At 56.2% G+C, this 17,541-nt stretch carries 10 protein-coding genes and 1 pseudogene; 7 read left to right on the forward strand and 4 right to left on the reverse strand.

Going from position 1 to position 17,541, the window contains the following annotated elements; all coding sequences use genetic code 11:
• Window positions 1-333: 333 nt before the first annotated feature.
• Complete coding sequence (locus NCS03_RS00485) at window positions 334-1,941, forward strand: protein kinase domain-containing protein (RefSeq protein ID WP_250528631.1); 1,608 nt, start codon at window positions 334-336, stop codon at window positions 1,939-1,941.
• 103 nt (window positions 1,942-2,044) lie between these two features.
• Here NCS03_RS00485 and NCS03_RS00490 read toward each other — a convergent pair whose 3' ends face one another.
• Window positions 2,045-2,356 (reverse strand): hypothetical protein, encoded by a 312-nt coding sequence (locus NCS03_RS00490; protein WP_250528632.1) that lies wholly within the window; start codon window positions 2,354-2,356, stop codon window positions 2,045-2,047.
• 1,229 nt (window positions 2,357-3,585) lie between these two features.
• On the opposite strand from NCS03_RS00490, the gene NCS03_RS00495 reads away from it, so the two are divergent.
• On the forward strand, window positions 3,586-4,590 hold the full coding sequence (locus NCS03_RS00495) for a YiiX/YebB-like N1pC/P60 family cysteine hydrolase (protein WP_250528633.1): 1,005 nt from the start codon (window positions 3,586-3,588) through the stop codon (window positions 4,588-4,590).
• Window positions 4,591-5,599: 1,009 nt separating this feature from the next.
• Here the strand turns inward: NCS03_RS00495 and NCS03_RS00505 are convergent.
• Window positions 5,600-5,788, reverse strand: a pseudogene (locus NCS03_RS00505) (methionine adenosyltransferase); the annotation flags it as partial.
• Window positions 5,789-5,903: 115 nt separating this feature from the next.
• Here NCS03_RS00505 and NCS03_RS00510 point away from each other — a divergent pair.
• The 5 genes from NCS03_RS00510 (at window position 5,904) to NCS03_RS00530 (ending at window position 16,276) form a co-directional block, all read left to right on the forward strand.
• The gene (locus NCS03_RS00510) at window positions 5,904-6,110 is read left to right on the forward strand and encodes a helix-turn-helix domain-containing protein (RefSeq protein ID WP_250528634.1); all 207 of its coding nucleotides are present in this window, start codon (window positions 5,904-5,906) and stop codon (window positions 6,108-6,110) included.
• A complete protein-coding gene (locus NCS03_RS00515; RefSeq protein WP_250528635.1) occupies window positions 6,107-9,025 on the forward strand; it encodes an SNF2-related protein in 2,919 nt (972 codons plus the stop codon). Before NCS03_RS00510 ends, NCS03_RS00515 begins: the two co-directional genes overlap by 4 nt.
• Before the next feature lie 38 nt (window positions 9,026-9,063).
• Window positions 9,064-12,171, forward strand: coding sequence for a site-specific DNA-methyltransferase (locus NCS03_RS00520; protein WP_250528636.1), 3,108 nt, complete (start codon window positions 9,064-9,066; stop codon window positions 12,169-12,171).
• Window positions 12,171-15,536 (forward strand): DEAD/DEAH box helicase family protein, encoded by a 3,366-nt coding sequence (locus NCS03_RS00525; protein ID WP_250528637.1) that lies wholly within the window; start codon window positions 12,171-12,173, stop codon window positions 15,534-15,536. The genes NCS03_RS00520 and NCS03_RS00525 overlap by 1 nt, the downstream gene beginning before the upstream one ends.
• 332 nt (window positions 15,537-15,868) lie before the next feature.
• Window positions 15,869-16,276, forward strand: a complete 408-nt coding sequence (locus NCS03_RS00530; RefSeq protein ID WP_250528638.1) for a VOC family protein — start codon at window positions 15,869-15,871, stop codon at window positions 16,274-16,276.
• A gap of 3 nt (window positions 16,277-16,279) precedes the next feature.
• On the opposite strand, the gene NCS03_RS00535 is transcribed toward NCS03_RS00530, so the two are convergent.
• Both NCS03_RS00535 and sap1 read right to left on the reverse strand, forming a co-directional pair.
• Window positions 16,280-16,831 carry a YaeQ family protein gene (locus NCS03_RS00535; protein WP_250528639.1) on the reverse strand — a complete coding sequence of 184 codons (552 nt, stop codon included), beginning with the start codon at window positions 16,829-16,831 and terminating at the stop codon, window positions 16,280-16,282.
• Window positions 16,832-17,083: 252 nt separating this feature from the next.
• Window positions 17,084-17,428: a surface attachment protein Sap1 gene (sap1, locus tag NCS03_RS00540; protein WP_008352233.1), complete on the reverse strand. Its 345-nt coding sequence runs from the start codon at window positions 17,426-17,428 to the stop codon at window positions 17,084-17,086.
• Window positions 17,429-17,541: the final 113 nt, after the last annotated feature.

The raw sequence follows: 17,541 nt of genomic DNA on the forward strand, positions 1-17,541 counted from the left end.
CATAACGGCAACATTGCATGTTGGCGTTAACGGCGCGGAGCGGGCATTCTTTAGGAGTTTCGTCTGTGATTGCTCGGGAAGGAGCAGAGTAGTCCGTCGCCTCTTTAAACTGTTGCCGCAGGCTCCGTCGCAATGGCTGTGAGACAGAAACCGACCCTCAACGGCCGTCGACTTTCGGTGCACCTAGCGTCTCTTGACAGGGCACAATGGTCGCTGGAACGGCCATCTCGCGTGTTTGAATGCCGTGACCGGCTGAAAGCCGTCGGGTGCGCTCAGAGTGACGTTATGCTCGGGGTCACTAATAGGACAAAAAAGAACAACCGGAATCCGACTATGACCGAAATTGACTCCAAACGTACGCTTCTGGAACTCAACCTATTTAACGGAAAGATTGTTGAAACGAGAAAAGGTAGAGGAGGTTTGATTTACATCGTCGAACGGGATGCCTTTCCGAGGCGGGTGGCCTTTAAGACTATGAAAGAGTTTGAGGGCTCGCTCCCAGTCGTGACAGAGCGGTTCGATCGTGAAGCCGGTAACTGGTTCGAGTTCTCAGGTCATCCCCTGGTTATAACGCCGAATTACGTGAGAATGTGTGACGGAGTTCCGCTAATTTGCATGCCGTATTGCGACGGAGACCTCCGAGATCTCATCGAAAAGCGGCCTTCCCTTATAGGCGCGCTCACTCTGTCCTTGCAAATTGTCAAAGGTATTATTATCGCGAATTCGCGCGGCATGGAACACCACCAGGACATCAAACCTGAGAATCTGCTCTACGCAGATTTCAGTAAAGAATTTGAAGGCTTTCCGCCTGAAGGCGTCGATTGGTGGGCTAGGTATTCTGTGCGAATTGCCGACTTCGGAGTCGCAAACGCATGGCGGGACAATCATCCAGGCGGCACGAACGCTTACCGAGCGCCCGAACAACATGATTCAACGTTGGCCACCCCGTTCTTACCTGACGTTTTCGCAGTGGGACTGGTCATCGCGGAGCTTTTCCAGGGCTACCATCCCGCCGCGAGCAAAGAAGGCATTGAGGTGGGAAAATGGAAGGGATCTAAATTAAAAAGGTGGACCACTGAGGGGCACAGGAACTTTGCGCCCGCGATTTCGGCCGAGGCCCAAGAGTTGGTTGGGTTGCTAACAGAAATGCTGGCTGCCGTACCCAGTCAGCGACCGTCGTTATCAGCCTGTTACAAGCGACTGGCTGGTATTCTGAAAGCTCTTAGCCCGGCCACTTTAGAACAGCTTGAGCTTCTTTTCGACTACTTCGATTACATTGCAGAGTATGGCGGGCTTGAAGCGAAGCTGGATCGACAGCTGAAACTTTCCAGAATCGCAAGTCAGCATAATTTGGTGAAATCGGATATTAGGAACGATCTGAAAAGATCTCTCCAAGAACAGGCATTGAACGTTGCGACTCTGCTGCGCATCCATCACCTAGCCAATACTTTCCATCGGATATGCGGGGCAGACTGTAGTGAACAAGACAAATCTTTACTTGTGGAAGCGTCGACGACCGTTGTCAACTTCGTGACTACTCGCCCCAGCGAATTGGACTCGGACTGCCTCTGGCCGGCGTTTTTTTATGGAGAGCGAAAACCCACAAAACTCGCAAGCGATATTGAGGCTATTGCGGAGATCCTCAGTGTCAATGTCGAGCGGCTACAAGATTTGGGCGGCTTCAATCATGAACTCGTGCAGGCGATTAATAATGGCGGAATTATCGTCAAAGCGAGCGTCATAATGACCGAGGCATCGAAAAAATGGCAGGCGGGTCGATTAACTGATGCGTGCCTCTTGCTGAATCAGGTGCGGAAACTCGTGCCAAAAGATGCTCAGCTCGAACGTCTACAAGAGATGTGGATGGCTGCCGAGTCTCGTCTCCGCGGAAACATCGCAGAGTGGGACGAGACCGGTGACCGCGCGTCGAACGGCAGCTAACAGAGGAGCAACTGATGCCCGAATGCGCGACCAAGGTCACGAGTGAATGACCGCTCTTGGCCGGCAAGCGCCTCGCAGTCCGACTGTCGTTAATGTCAGCGCGTCACCGATCGGCGTTCTGCCATCCCTGCGCTTCATCGACGCGATCGCTTGGACCATTTTCGATGAAATCATCCTCAAAGGTCTGCCCGACCAAGTCATCGTAGTCTGCCGGGTCGCTATTCACAATGGCTCGGAACATTTGGATTAATGCGTTGCCATCCTGTAGATGGGCGACGACAACACGAGCGGTGCGTAGCGAAACAGACTCGCGGACGGGTGGAGCAGCACTTCCGTCGTGCAGTTCGAAAGCAAAACGATGAATCTCCTGATGCGAGTCTGGCAGCTGTGTGTGTCCCCAAATGGTTGCTTTCATCCTTTGCGCTCTAAGATGTCTTTCCACGGAGCAAAGCAAGGCTAATGCCATGGCAGTACCGCCGGATCATCGGATGGGACGTCAACTACTGGCGAAATCAAAGCGGTGCTGCCCCGCATCGCTTACCGGAAACATACCGCTCATTGCGCAGGAGGGTAGAAGACGTTGGCCGTTTAAGACAAAAGCAACAAACCGATCGCTGCCACTGGCCGTCCGTGGTCGACTGCTACTTGACGCGGTCGACGTAAGTCGACCCGTCTAGACGCCCGAGTCAATGCTTTCCACGCGACCAACATCAGTGATTCGTCAAGCCTACCGGTGCGCTGAATGGCTAGTAGCGCTAGCAGCGTTTCTAAGGGTGCTGTAAAAGCGTCGATCTCCACTGATCGGACAGGCTCAATGACTTCAGATTTGGTAAGCGGGTAAGCGATGATTGGAACCACCTCCAACCGGATCGAACCGCGCATCGCCTCGGCGACCGAAGAGCCGTCATAGGCGGCATTTCAATAACAAGAACGACGATGCGGCGTCAATGTTGGTGGAATATGAAAGGCAGCGAAGCCGCAATGCACGTTGCGGATACGACAACCAGCAGCCTCAAGTGCGGGCACGAGCGCATCGACCGTCGCGTGTTCATCGTCGATGATAAGCATGGTCACGGGCGCACTGTCGGCGCGGAATTGACGGGCAATCCATAAGCGAGGCATCGAAAGAGCGTCTGGCTGCGTCAAGCATGAAGACAAAGCCGCTTTCTCTTTGCCGCAACGGGCATGCCACTTTCGCTGCGTTTGTTTTATTTGCTTAACGACTGCTGGCCGCCCGGGTCGCCTTCAGGCAAATTGACACGGCGAGTACGCTTCCACGAAGCCCGCGCGTCGTTGATCATGATCTTGGCCGCTCGCGCGTCGGGGATGCCGCGGATCTCGGAGAGGACCGGTCGTTCGGACTACCTTCTAATGGCTAAGTTGCCCGGCAGAAAGTGGCCGCTCCCCGAAGTTGGTAGGACGCGCGGCTCGCCGCCGAACGCGCCGACAGGCGAGCATCCCTTGCCGACCCATCGGGGACATTCGTTGGATCAGGCTTCCAACGGCCGATCTCGGTCTGGCAACCGACATCTACTGTCCGTGAGTTAGGCGCCATGCACTTGATGCTGCGGCACCTGCTGATGTTCAGGGGAAGGTATGATTGCAGGCGTCTATAGAAAAGCACCTCTGCGGTTGTGCCACACCATGAAGAAAATCGACGTCAGCAAGCTCAAGAAAGGCGACATCATTCTTTCGACATCTACTGCCCGAGAAAGCGCAGTTATTCGGTTTTTCATTAACAGCGACATCTCGCACGCGATGTTGTATGTGGCAAATTCCTCGGTTATGGATTCAACGGGGGAGGGAGTCCAAGCACGCAACATTGACAAGATGTTCTATGACGATAGCTGTGCGATATACGCCTATCGGCCGATCATGTCTATTCCAGACGCAACGTTAGATTTGGTCGTCGGTTACGTGCGCGCAGAAACGGGGGCCCCGTACTCCGTAGCAGAGGCAATCGTCTCTCCGATTGCGCTGTACGGACGAGGCGGGAAAAACCAGTTCTGTTCCCGACTGATCGCTCGAGCGTATGCGAGCGTAGGGCTTCGAATTTCAAAAAACCCGGAGTTTGCGACACCAGCAAATATTCAACGATCTACTCAACTTAGGCAACTTGAGGATGTATCTATATCTGTGAGTACAGGTGAGCTCGAAGCAGTCACGAGTCAGGAAGACACGACTGTCGGAATGAGGGCTGTCACCAACAATCTGCTTGCCGCGCTTCGTAAGATTGAGAGCTCAATCAGGGTGTTGCACGACATCGAGCCGTTTCTGATGAAAAACCCAATGCATGATGCCGAATTCGCCGCAGCGTTTGTCGAATCGGGCTATCTTACTTATTGGAGAGTAGAAGTAGAGCGCTTCCCGTGGAGGTACGATCCCGTTGCCATCGTGCAGTTTTACCACGCGCTCGATGACAAAGAGGAACTGCTTGACTATTGTCGGGAGACTCTAAGGCACGATGCTGAAGGTGACTTCGCACACTGGGCAGCGAATGCAAAGGCGATGCAAAAGTTGTTTAGCGAAATGCCGCTTGAGACATTTCGGCTCGAACTCGACCTGTATTTAAAACTATGCTTTCACCACGAGCAGCGAGTGAAGTCTGCAAAAATATTGCTCCGTGTGTATGGTGATTCAGCGAGCTAAAACAACTACCTGTCGACGCGTTCCCTGTCAAAGAATTGATGCACCGCTTTTCAAGAGTAGTGCGTCTTAACGCAGAGTGAGGCCGTTAGCGTCCGCATCGGCATGCAAAACCGACGTTAAACTGCCGGCCCAATGCGTGTCGGAAAGGCCGAAGATGGCCGACTGCGGAAATTAGCTCGACGCGTGCCAAGATACGGGCCGGGCCTTCGTGCCTACTTTTAAGAACTGCGCGAAGTTTCCAACTAGGCACGCGCTGCGTTCAAGCTGCGGGTAGTGTACTGAATTACGCCTTGGGGGAGGGGGGTGAAAAAGTCTGGAGCGAATCGGCCCGGGACCGACCGGTCCGTCGAATTTTTACACCCGCGAAATTAAAAATTCAGGTTTAGCCCGCAGATTCCGCCAAATGTGGAGTCGGACGATTGTCTTGCAAGATTCGCCCAAAAATAAAGCACGAAAAATCGAAAGAAAATAAGGTGCACGAGAGGAGATCGTCGGATGCATTGAAGGACCGATAGTGCGTTAAATCGAGAATTGAAATGCGGCTCGAGCCGCCGTCTTCGGTGAGGTCGCGGTAGAACTGAATGTCTTTGGGTTGGACCACCTTATAGCGTGACGAAACGACGGAGAGCGGTTCCTTAGTGTCCGGGCGATACAGCACGCGCTGTTCGGGAAGGCGTGGATCGAACCAAGACTGCTGTCCCTACTTGCGATGTACCGGACCTCTGCTGATTCAATAGCCCAGTCCATCCCCGATTGTTTCATCTATACCTTGATCGGCTGACGTGGAGAGAGTTGATTACCAAGGCCACGCCAAGGCGTTTCGCGACCTAGGCCATCGATTTGACGAGACGCATGAATAGCTCCATGTAAACGGCATAAAGCCCGGCGTATGGCCGAGCAAATGCGAAAGAAAAGGGGAATGCTGAAGAGAAAAGCTACGGATCAGGCAGATCCTTTGTGGCGGCTGAACGTGTGTCCGCAGGCGTGACAACGGAAGTTATCGAGCACCTTGCAGCCTTGACAGCACTCCGGTCTTGGGCAGTTCGGCGGGCCGCCGGACGTGGCGATGCGCATACACGATCGGCGAGGGCATCGGCTCGGGCATCTCGTTGGTCGCCTAGCCGAACAGCAACCCTTGATCGCCGGCGCCCAGCACGCCATCCGCTCGGTCGACGCCCTGACTAATGTCCTGCGACTGACCACCGATCACGCATCGAATTGCATTCGTCACGTGTCGACTCAGCAGGCCGTCATCGCTAGTCTGAAAATTTTGTACAATCTTGTCGCCGTTTGACCTGAATTGACCGTGACCCATGCCTACAAGTAGCCAAGAGGGCGAAATCCTCGCCATCAAGCAGGTCGCCGACTTTCTGCAGGTCACGGAGCGGACTATCTACAGGCTCGCAGCAGCCAAGAAGATTCCCGCCTTCAAGGTTGGCGGGACGTGGCGTTTCCGAAGGATAGACATCGATGGCTGGATCGCGGCCCAATCCGGGACAATGGAGGGCCAAGCAGGGTGATCTCCGCCTATCACGCCAAGTATTACGCCCATGAAATCACGCGGCGTCATGCTTCTGACGGCGTTGACCGCTTGTCGCAGTCGCTGTTCGATGCCAGCGTCGATCTGAACCCTCATCAGATCGACGCGGCTCTTTTCGCCCTACGTAACCCGTTACAGGAAGGGGTGCTCCTGGCCGATGAAGTCGGTCTGGGCAAGACCATCGAGGCTTCGCTCGTGGTTTGTCAGCACTGGGCGGAGCGTCGCCGCCGTCTGCTGGTGATCTGTCCCGCGAGCCTCCGCAAGCAATGGGCGCAGGAGTTGCACGACAAATTCGCGGTTCCAACGACCGTGGTCGACGCGATATCTCTGCGAAAGCAAGCTGCTGGCGACATCTTGGCTACCCTGCAGGGCATGCTCGGCAAGACCGTTGTCATCATGTCCTATCAGTTTGCCGCCAAGATGGAGGCCGAGCTTCGTGCTGTGTCGTGGGACGTCGTAGTCATCGATGAAGCACATAAGCTGCGCAACGCCCATAGGTCTAGCAACCGCACTGGCCAGGCGCTCAAGCGGGCCTTGGAGGGACGTAAGAAGCTGCTGCTCACCGCTACGCCGCTACAGAACTCCCTCATGGAGCTGTATGGCTTGTCCACGCTGATTGACGAGCACCTGTTTGGTGACGAAACCGCATTTCGCAAACAGTTCATGAACAGTAGTACTGGCATGGACGAATTGCGCACACGGCTCGCTTCCTTTGCAAAGCGCACGCTGCGGCGCGACGTGCTGGAGTACATCAAGTACACCGAACGCAAGGCGCTGACGCAGCCCTTCGAGCCCACTGACGATGAGCAGTCGCTCTACGAGCGCATCTCGGCTTTCTTGCAGCGCGAGGACTCCTACGCCCTGCCGAAGCAGCAGCGCCATCTGACCGCGCTAATCCTGCGCAAGCTATTGGCTTCCAGTTCGCACGCCGTGGCGGCTACGCTGACCACCATTCGTGACCGGCTGGAGCGGCTGCTGGCGGGGACGGCGGCAGATGATGGAGGGCAACTGGTCGAGCAACTCGTTGCTGAAGACGGCCTTGAGGAGGATTACCTGGAAGACGATTCCGACGACGAAGAATACTCGGCGGGCGGCACGCATTCCAGTCCGGGGAACGTGGGAGACCGCAAGCTCAACTCCGACGCCGTGCGCGCTGAAATAGCAGAACTGACCGCCTTCATCGATGCTGCGCAAGCCCTGCAGGCAGACACCAAGGCGCAGGCGCTGCTCAAGGCGCTGACGTTGGGCTTTGGCAAGATGGCCGAACTCCGGGGGCCGCGCAAAGCCATCATCTTCACGGAATCCAGGCGCACGCAAGAATACCTGTATCGCTTTCTTTCGGCCAACGGCTACGCAGGCAAGTTAGTGCCGTTCAGCGGCACCAACAACCATGAGGATTCCAGTGCCATCTATCAACGCTGGCTGGAGGAATGCAAAGGCACCGATCTGGTCACCGGCTCACCTCAGGTGGATCGCCGCACCGCGCTGATCGATCACTTCCGCAAGGACGATGGCAGTGGTGCGGAGATCATGATCGCCACGGAAGCTGCCGCCGAAGGCGTGAATCTGCAATTCTGTGCGCTGATTGTCAATTACGATTTGCCGTGGAACCCCCAGCGCGTCGAGCAGCGCATTGGGCGCTGCCACCGCTATGGACAGCGGTTCGACGTGGTGGTCATCAACTTCCTTAACACCCGCAACCAAGCCGACCAGCGTGTGCTGGAACTGCTAACCGAGAAGTTCAATCTATTCTCCGGCGTGTTTGGTGCATCGGACGAGGTGCTGGGCCGCATTGAGGGCGGGATTGACTTCGAAAAGCGCATCCTGCAGATCTACGACACTTGCCGCCAGCCTGAGGAAATCGAAGCAGCTTTCAATGCCCTTCAAGCGGAGCTGGAAGGTGTCATTTCCGACCGCATCAGGGACACGCAATCACAATTGCTGGAGAACTTCGACGAGGATGTCCATGACCGCCTCAAGCTTCGGCTGGACGAAGCCGAAGCGCGGCTCGATAAGCTCGGCCGCTGGTTTTGGGGGGTCACCCGCTTTGCCCTGAATGAGCGGGCGCGCTTCGACGAGCAGGCCCATGCATTCTCCCTGTCGCATCCTCCGGAAGGCATCGAGCCGCAAGCGCCCGTGGGCCGTTACCAGCTCATCCGCGGTGCGGGGCAGCCCGACATGCTGGCCCATGCTTATCGCCTCAGCCATCCGCTGGGCGAGTGGAGCATCGCCACCAGCCTTAACGCCCTCACGCCACCCGCCATGCTCAAGTTAGATTACGGCACGCGCGGTGCGCGCGTCTCCGTCGTCGAGAAGCTGCGCGGTAGATCTGGCTGGCTCACGCTGGTGCGTCTGGCGGTCACGGCGTTCGAGACCACCGAAGCCCTGCTGTTCTCAGGCATCACCGACGACGGCCAAGTGCTCGATCAGGAAACTTGCGAAAAACTGATGTCTATTCCAGCGGTGGGCAAGCCCACCGCCATCGACGATGCCGCGCCGCAAAGCCTTGTGGCCAACAACCAGCGTCTCGTGGAGGCGACCATTGCCGAAGTGCTGGAAGCCAATCAGCGTCTGTTCAACGAGGAACGCGACAAGTTGGAACGTTGGGCCGACGACAAGCTGCTGGCAGCCGAGGAAGCCCTGAAAAACACCAAGGCGCGCATCGCCCAGTTGAAGCGTGACGCCCGCAAAGCTGCCACGCTGCAAGAGCAGGACGGCATCCAGCGCGAGCTGTCCGAACTGGAGCGCAACCAGCGCCGCCTGCGCCAAGAGATTTTCGCCGTCGAGGACGAAATCATCGAGAAACGTGATGCGTTGATCGCTTCGCTTCAGCAACGGCTGCACGAGAGAACGGAAACCCAAACGCTATTCACCGTCTGCTGGCACGTGGCGTGAGGCGTGCAACGGAAAATAAAGACATTGAAATCCGAATCATGACGACAAAACAGAACACTAAATTCCAACAGCTCATCGCCAAGCTGCGCGAAATCTTTCAGATAGACCGGCCTGAACTAGACTTCGGCATTTATCGCATCCTTAATGCTCGCGCGAGCGAGATCAACGACTACCTTGAAAATCGGCTGGCCGAAAAGGTGCAAGCTGCATTGGCCGCGGGCAACACTGCCAGCGTGCAACAATTGCGAGCCGAATTGCAAGAGGCCGAAAAGAGCGCGCACGCGCTCGGTGTCAGCCCCGACGGCGTGCCCAAGGTGCAGGAGCTGCGTTCGAAGCTACTGGAGTCCACGCGTGGTGCCTCGGAGCACGAGAACTCCGTGTTTTCGCACCTATTGGTATTCTTCACGCGCTACTACGACAACGGCGACTTCATCAGCCAGCGGCGCTACAAGGGAGACACCTATGCTATTCCCTACGCGGGTGAAGAAGTCATTCTGAATTGGGCCAACAAGGACCAGTACTACACCAAGAGCGGAGAAAACTTTGCTAACTTCAGCTTCAGGCTGGAAGATGGACGCACTGTCCACTTTCGCCTCGTTGCCGCCGACACTGCCAAGGACAACCGCAAAGACAACGACAAGGAGCGTCGCTTCGCGCTTATCGAGAAGAAGACCGTCATTCGCGTCGACGAAGAGGGCGATGAGTACGAAGAAGAGGTATTGCCTGTCGAAGAGGTAGGCGGCACGAGTGGAAAGGAGCTGATCGTCCGTTTCGAGTACATACCTGTTGCAAAGGGTACCAAGCAGGAGGCTCTGGTCGCGAAGGCTGTGCAGGCACTGTTGGCGGATGAAGCCATCAAGGCTCGCTGGCTGGACTTAGGAGCGCGTGCACCGACAGAAAAGAATCCGCAGCGCACCTTGTTGGAAAAGCATCTGACCGACTACACCACCAAGAACACCGCCGACTACTTCATCCATAAGGATTTGGGTGGATTTCTTCGTCGGGAGTTGGACTTCTACATCAAGAACGAAGTCATACACCTGGATGATGTCCAAAACGCCGGTGCATTTGCGGATGTGGAGAAGAACCTACGTATGATCCAGTGCCTGCGCACCATTGCGCTGGAATTGATTGCGTTTATGGCCCAACTGGAGGACTTTCAGAAGAAGTTGTGGCTGAAGAAGAAGTTTGTTGTGTCTTGCGACTACTGCATCACGCTGGACCGTGTGCCCGAGGCATTCCACGAGGAAATCGCGGCGAACGAGAAGCAGTGGGCGCAGTGGCAGGCTCTAGGCATGTGGACCAAGTCAAATCCTGGCTCACTCGATGACATAAAAGCGCAACCGTATCTGATGATCGATACCGCGCTGTTCCCGGCATCGTTTCGCCTCAGGCTGATTCGGGAGATGGGCGACCTCGATGCGGATACGAATGGCGTGCTCATTCACGGCGACAATTTCCAGGCGCTCGGGCTGCTCTCCGAGCGATACCGCGGGCAGATCGACTACATCTACATCGACCCACCGTACAACACCACCGAGAACGCCTTCGCGTACAAGAACCAGTACAAGCACTCATCTTGGTCGTCGCTGATTGAAAACCGACTTGCGAGGTCATACCCGCTGCTCACGCCGGACACGGGTGTATGCGCTGTCGCCATCGACGACACGGAAACGGGCGTCCTTCGCGAGATACTGGGGCAGATCTTTGGCCAAGAGAACTATGTTTCCACCATTGCAGTGGAGGTCAATCCGGCGGGCCAGAACATCCGGCCCAACACGCCGGCCCGCTCGCACGACTACTTCCACGTCTATGCACGCAACATCGACACAATGAGCATGCGGCTGCGTGGTCTCACGCCAGAGGAGGAACGGGCGTACAAGGAGCAGGACGAGCATGGCTTCTACCTCTGGGACAACCTGCGTCGGCGCGGCGGCAACTCACGTCCGTCGGACCGACCGAAGCAGTGGTTCCCGCTCTATGCATCGCTCAAGCAGTGCAAAGTGAGCGTGGAACCGTTCGATGGATGCGAAGAAATTTTCCCTATTGATCCCAAGGGGGAAAAGCGGATCTGGCGCGTAAACAAGGATGGCGCAGCGCGCTTCATCGCGTCAGGCGACATTTCCATCATTGAAAAGGCTGGCCGCATCGAACTGGTCAAGAAGACCCGCATGCCGGAGGGAAAGAAACCTAAGACCATCTGGTATGGCTCGGGATATTCGGCTACCACCTATGGGACGAAACTGTTGATCGACATCTTGGGGGAACAGGTCTTCAGCTACCCAAAGGCATTGGGTCTGGTGACCGACGCGCTTAGCTACTGGATGGGTGCAGACGACACAGTGCTTGATTTCTTCGCCGGCTCTGGAACTACTGGCCATGCGGTGATGGCGCTAAACCGCACCGATGGCGGCACGCGCAAGTATGTGCTCGTCGAGCAGGGCGACTACTTCGACACGGTTCTAAAGCCGCGCATGCAGAAGGTGGCGTACTCGGCCGAGTGGAAAGACGGTAAGCCTACGGCGCCCGAAACTGGCGTTTCGCATTGCTTCAAGGTTCTCAAAATCGAGAGCTACGAGGACACACTCAACAACCTGCAGCTACGCCGGCCTACCGGGCAGGACGTACTTTTCGCGAACTTGCCGCAGCAAGCCCGCGACGACTACCTATTGCGGTACATGCTCGACCTGGAGAGCCGCGGCTCGCTGCTGTCGGTGGAAAACTTTCGAAAGCCCTTCGAGTATCGGATGGACGTTGCTGTCGATTCTGCAGGCGCGTATGTGTCGCGAGAGATTGACCTAGTGGAGACATTCAACTATCTGATCGGCCTGCGTGTGTCGCATATTGAATCGAATCTTGACGAGGGCTTTGTGCGTGTCGAAGGGGTGCTGCCGTCCGGCGAGAACGCGCTCGTGTTGTGGCGAGACTGCGACCAGATCGACTATGACAAGCTCGCGAAATACGCCAACCGCTTCGATTTGGAAGGCGCAAATAATCCATTCGACGTTATCTACATCAACGGCGATCACAACATTCCAGCCTTGTATACCCCGACGGAAGGCGACGGCAGTCATGCTTGGGAGCGTAAGCTGCGGCAGATCGAATCGGAGTTCCTTTCGCGCATGTTTTCGACCGAGGGCATCTGATGGCACGAGCACGCAAAACGAGTGTCGCTTCGGGTGGGACGAGCAAGCGCAGTTTCCATCAGGAACTGGTACTTAACCGCTGGGTGCTGGGCTTTTTCAAGGGCGGCAGCCTCGGTGCGCTGAAATTGAGGCTGGGCGACGACCGACATGAGGGCATCGACGAGGACGGACAGACAAATTTCTTTCACGAGCTGACCCGCAATCTGTTCGAAGTGGATCGCGTTTCAGAGTCCGATCTGCGACGCTACGATCTGAACATTGTCAGCCACTGGCAGACTATCACGGCTCAGCGCAACAAGATTGAGGGTCACGAACTGCAGATGAAGTACTTCCAGTACCTCTCACTGCTGTTCACAGAGATCTACCTGGACGCGTACTTCAACAAGCGCCAAGCCTTGCTCAATGGCCTGAACGAGGAAATTGCGCGCTACCGCACCGAGGTGGGTGCAGAGCCGTTCCGCGACTTCGAGGCGGAAGATCTCAACAAGATCGCATTCTGGAACGCCACCGGCAGCGGCAAGACGTTGCTGCTGCACGTCAACATCCGCCAGTATCTGCATTACTTCCAGACAGGCCATAGCGACCACTATCCGAGCAAGATCATCTTGCTCACGCCGAACGAAGGACTTTCCCTCCAGCATTTGGAGGAGTTGCACCTGTCGGGGTTTGGTTTCGCACAGCTCTTCAACAAGGCACAGTCCCCGGCGCGCGGTACCATCGAGATCATTGACATCAATAAGCTGGGTGATGAGATGGGCGACAAGACTGTCGCTGTCGATGCCTTTGAGGGCAACAATCTCGTGTTGGTGGACGAAGGCCACCGTGGCACCGGCACCGCTGCTGGCGCATGGATGGCGCGACGTGACGCGCTTGTGCGAGGCGGCTTTGCCTTCGAATACTCTGCCACCTTCGGTCAAGCCGTGGCGAAGGGGATGACGGTCGCAGCAGCGGAGGACGACATCCAGAAGAAGCGCGCCAAAATGCTGTTCAATACCACCAGCCTGCGTAGCTTGGACGATAGGCAGAAGGCACAGATTGCGCTTACCAGCGACGATAGACGTCGCGCGCGCATCACCGCCACGCGTGAAATCTACGCCAAGTGCATCCTGTTCGACTACTCGTACAAGTTCTTTTACGACGATGGCTACGGCAAGGAGTCGTTGATCCTCAACATGAATGGGGCGGCCTACGAGCAGGCAGATAACGCACGCAAGTACTTCGCAGCCTGCCTGCTTGCCTTTTACCAGCAGCTTTGGCTTTGGACCACCCACCAACACAAGCTCTCCGACTTCAACATCGAAAAGCCACTGTGGGTGTTCGTCGGCAATACCGTGTCGGGTGAGGAGTCGGACATTCTTGAGGTGGTGAACTTCCTCGCTGATTTCTTGAATGACGATACTCGGGTCAAAATGTGGCTGGCCGACTTGATCGCCGACCGGGCACAAATCTTGGACTCAAAGGGCAACAATATCTTCAGGGGCCGATTCACGCCGCTGATGGGTTTCACGGACAACGTAGACGGGCTGTATGCCGACATCCTGCAGCGCGTATTCAATGCTCCAGCCAAGCAGCGCCTGAAGCTCGTCAACATCAAGAGCAGTAAGGGCGAGCTCGCATTGCGCGTGGGCGACGCAGAGCCTTTCGGCCTTATCAACATTGGCGATGACGCAGGATTCTTCAACTTGGCTGAGGAGTCCGACGCCTTTGACAATGAACGTGATGACTTCGGCGGTGCGCTGTTCGGAACGCTGAACAAGAAGGACAGCCAGCTCAACGTGCTGATCGGTTCACGCAAATTCATCGAAGGTTGGAGCAGTTGGCGGGTCTCGACGATGGGCCTGCTGAACATGGGGCAGGGCGAGGGCTCGCAGATCATCCAGTTGTTCGGGCGCGGGGTGCGTCTCAAGGGCAAGGGCTTTTCACTCAAGCGCACGCTGCCGCAGGAGCGTCCCAAGGGTGTACATCTGGATAGGTTGGAGGCACTGAACATCTTCGGTGTGCGCGCGAGCTACATGGCTGCATTCAAGGATTATCTGCGCGAGGAAGGAATCACGCCCAGCGACGAAATCCTGGAACTGGATTTTCCCACGCGGCCGAACCTGCCTGCGGGCAAACTCAAGACGCTCGCGCTGAAGGACGGATACAAGGACAACCAAAAGCTGGGGTTCAAACGTACTCATTTTCCATGGCTGTACGAGATTCCCTCGCAGTTCGCAGGAAAGATCAAGCTGCCACACGTGGTGCTGGACCTTTACCCACGAGTTGACGCACTGAGCACGCAAGACAGGGCTGCCGTTGCAACAACTGAGGCTCGTCACAAGGCAAAGCTGAACGCGAAACTGTTTTCCGTGTTCGATTGGGATCGCATCTATCTCGCGCTGCAAAACTACAAACAGCAGCGTAGTTGGAGCAATCTGCGGTTGGCCCGGCAGAAGCTTATCGACTTCTGCGCGGGCTCGCCGGATTGGTACACGCTATTCATTCCGTCGACGGAATTGGATGTGAACACGTTTAGCGATATCCAAAAGCAGGAGGACATTCTGATTCGACTGCTGACGGATTACACGGACCGTTTCTATAAGGCGCTGAAGACTGGCTACGAGGGACAGTTCTACGATATTACCCGCATCAATGAAGACCACGGCTCGATGCTCAAGCTTTACCAGTTCGAGATCGAGGACAGCGACGACGGACGGGAATACCAGAAGAAGCTCGAAGTGTTGAAGAAGCTGGTGGTTGACGGCAAGATCGGCGAGGCGAGCAAGTGGAACGCACCGCACATGGTGGCCATCAGTTTCGACCGCCACGTGTACTATCCGCTGCTGGCGCTGGAAGACAAGGACTCGGTGCCGTTGAAGCTGCGCCCGCTTGCCTTTGATGCACCGAGTGAATGGGTGTTCGTTCGAGATCTCGAGGCCTTCTATAATTCCCCGAGTGGCAAGGCTGCGATTGGGACACGCAGCCTCTATTTGTTGCGCAATGCTGATCGGGAAGAGAAGGGTCTGGGCTTTGCGCTGGCAGGCAACTTCTACCCGGATTTTTTGCTTTGGCTAGTGGATGATGCCAGTGGCAAGCAGTGGTTGACGTTCGTCGATCCCAAAGGGCTCAGAAATCTAGATCTCTCGCATCCCAAGCTGGGACTGTACAAAGAGGTAAAGGCGCTGGAGGCGACGCTGGCAAGCCAAGTGAAGCCCGACGAGCCGCCACTTATCTTGAACGCCTTTGTACTGTCACCGACAAAATTCTCCGATCTGCTTAACGTGGGCGATTCAACGAAGAAGGCAGATCTGGAAGGCCGTCATGTGCTGTTCATGGACGATGGTGGCGAGAGCTACTTGAAGAAGCTGTTCGCGGTATTGATATAGGTGTGATGTGTGGCGTGTGTACGACCGGTTCTGCTTTCATTGTTGTTGCTTCTGGGCAACATCGCTGAAGTAGTTCGGCAAAGGAATTTGCCTCGTCGAAGGCGTCGTCGCAACGGATAACGAGCGAATGATCGGGGGCAAGTTTGGAGGCATTGGCGGCCTCGTAGCCAGCCAAGACCTTGTCTGGCATGGGATTGCTGGTTGAGTTTGGTAGTCCTCCTCCCACCAATCCAAAGGGCCTGTCTCAAACCCCAGGCCCTTTCCCATTTCTGCACCCATCTGCACTTCCCAGCCGGCTAAACTGATCGCCATACAAAACATGCGAGGCCCGCATGCACTTCGAGATCCGCGAAATCGACCACGTCGTCATCCGCTGCGCCGATCTCGACCGCATGGTGGACTTCTATCGCGTCGTATTAGGTTGTCCCGTCGAGAAGGAGCAGCGCGATATGGGCCTCGTGCAGATGCGCGCGGGCCGTTCGCTGATCGATCTGCTGGCCGTCGGCGCGAAAATCGATCGGCCGGAGAGCGGTCAGCCCGGCGCGGGTCGCAATATGGATCATCTGTGCGTGCGCGTCGAACCGTTCGATGCCGACACGTTACGCGCGCATCTCGAAAAGCATGGCGCGCGCATCGGTGAAGAGGCGCGACGATACGGCGCCGAAGGCTTCGGCCCGTCGCTCTATTTCTTCGATCCGGAAGGCAACATGATCGAGTTCAAAGGTCGGCCCGACGTCTGATGTTCAGGCCGCGCCGTCCTTCAAAACGTTCCAGCGGATCGCGACGGCGTCGGCAGTCTCGCTGCCTAGCGTGACGTCGCCGTCCTGCACCATCATCTGCAAACGCATCGTCCGTTCGGCCAGCTTGCCGAGCGCTTCTGCGGTGCCATCCGCGAGCGACCAGACCGTCACGTTCTGCAACCGTTCGACCTTGCCCTTCACGCCGTTCCACCAGATATCCGCGGTCTTTCCCGCATACGCGATCACGATCACGCGCTCCGAGCGGCCACTCGCCTTCGAGATGCGCCGTTCGTCCGGCTGGCCGACTTCGATCCACGTCTGGATCTGCCCGGTGAGATCCTTTTGCCACAGATCGGGCTCATCCGTGTCGGACAAGCCTCTGCAGAATTCGAGACGCTCGTCGGCGAACATGCCGAACGCGGCGACGCGCACCATCATCCGTTCGTCCGTCTCCGAGGGATGGCGCGCAATGGTCAGGGAATGATCGCCGTAGTAGTGGCGATCCATGTCGGCAATTTGCAGGTCTGCCTTGTAGATCGTGGATTTGAGAGCCATTCAGCATCGGACGCCGGTCTTTCGGCCAGCGGAAAAGAATTGTCGAGATGGCGCGAGCGTTTGCGCGCGAAACCGACATTGTGCGGGGAATCGAAGGAAATTTGGAAGACGCCGACGCGCACGATCGTGCTTCGATCGCGGCGGAATGGATCGATGGCCTGTTGCCGACGATTAATTCACGGATAAATCCCGCTTCCGGCGCAATTCAATAATAGCGCCGGATCGTCGGCTGGATATTCTGCGAGGAACCGCTTATTGATCGATGAAACGATCCGCGGTCCACATACCTTGCGTGTCGCTATTTGAGGCGTTGACGAATTCGATGTCATGGCCCACCACGCGAATCACGCGAAAATGCGAATCGACCGGAGTCGAAATGCATTCGAAACCCTCGAAGAACTGCTGCATCTTCTGATGCTCGCCGGCTTTCGCATGTTGATCGGCCGAATCGAACTTGTCCTTGGATAAGCAGCCATACGAGTTTGGCCTGAAAGTGAACGTCTGCTGAGGCTGAATAACGCCGTCCTGGGCTTGCGCTGCGGAAACGGTTGCAAACAAACCCATCATCGCGAAGAGAATACCGACGCGTCTTTTCATGTATAGCCCCCAAACGAAACCGTTTCGAAATTAGCTATGTATTTAAAAGCGGCTGACCGCAAAACTCATGCTAGTTGACGGAGGCAAAGTTGCAAGCATATGTTATGTGCGAC

Source organism: Caballeronia sp. ATUFL_F1_KS4A (assembly GCF_023630905.1).
Lineage (GTDB): Bacteria > Pseudomonadota > Gammaproteobacteria > Burkholderiales > Burkholderiaceae > Caballeronia > Caballeronia zhejiangensis.

What these genes read in the sequence shown, in the direction of transcription:
- NCS03_RS00485 (WP_250528631.1), top strand. Translation starts at nt 334, where the DNA reads ATGACCGAAATTGACTCCAAACGTACGCTTCTGGAACTCAACCTATTT.
- NCS03_RS00490 (WP_250528632.1), bottom strand. Translation starts at nt 2,356, where the DNA reads ATGAAAGCAACCATTTGGGGACACACACAGCTGCCAGACTCGCATCAG.
- NCS03_RS00495 (WP_250528633.1), top strand. Translation starts at nt 3,586, where the DNA reads ATGAAGAAAATCGACGTCAGCAAGCTCAAGAAAGGCGACATCATTCTT.
- NCS03_RS00510 (WP_250528634.1), top strand. Translation starts at nt 5,904, where the DNA reads ATGCCTACAAGTAGCCAAGAGGGCGAAATCCTCGCCATCAAGCAGGTC.
- NCS03_RS00520 (WP_250528636.1), top strand. Translation starts at nt 9,064, where the DNA reads ATGACGACAAAACAGAACACTAAATTCCAACAGCTCATCGCCAAGCTG.
- NCS03_RS00525 (WP_250528637.1), top strand. Translation starts at nt 12,171, where the DNA reads ATGGCACGAGCACGCAAAACGAGTGTCGCTTCGGGTGGGACGAGCAAG.
- NCS03_RS00530 (WP_250528638.1), top strand. Translation starts at nt 15,869, where the DNA reads ATGCACTTCGAGATCCGCGAAATCGACCACGTCGTCATCCGCTGCGCC.
- NCS03_RS00535 (WP_250528639.1), bottom strand. Translation starts at nt 16,831, where the DNA reads ATGGCTCTCAAATCCACGATCTACAAGGCAGACCTGCAAATTGCCGAC.
- sap1 (WP_008352233.1), bottom strand. Translation starts at nt 17,428, where the DNA reads ATGAAAAGACGCGTCGGTATTCTCTTCGCGATGATGGGTTTGTTTGCA.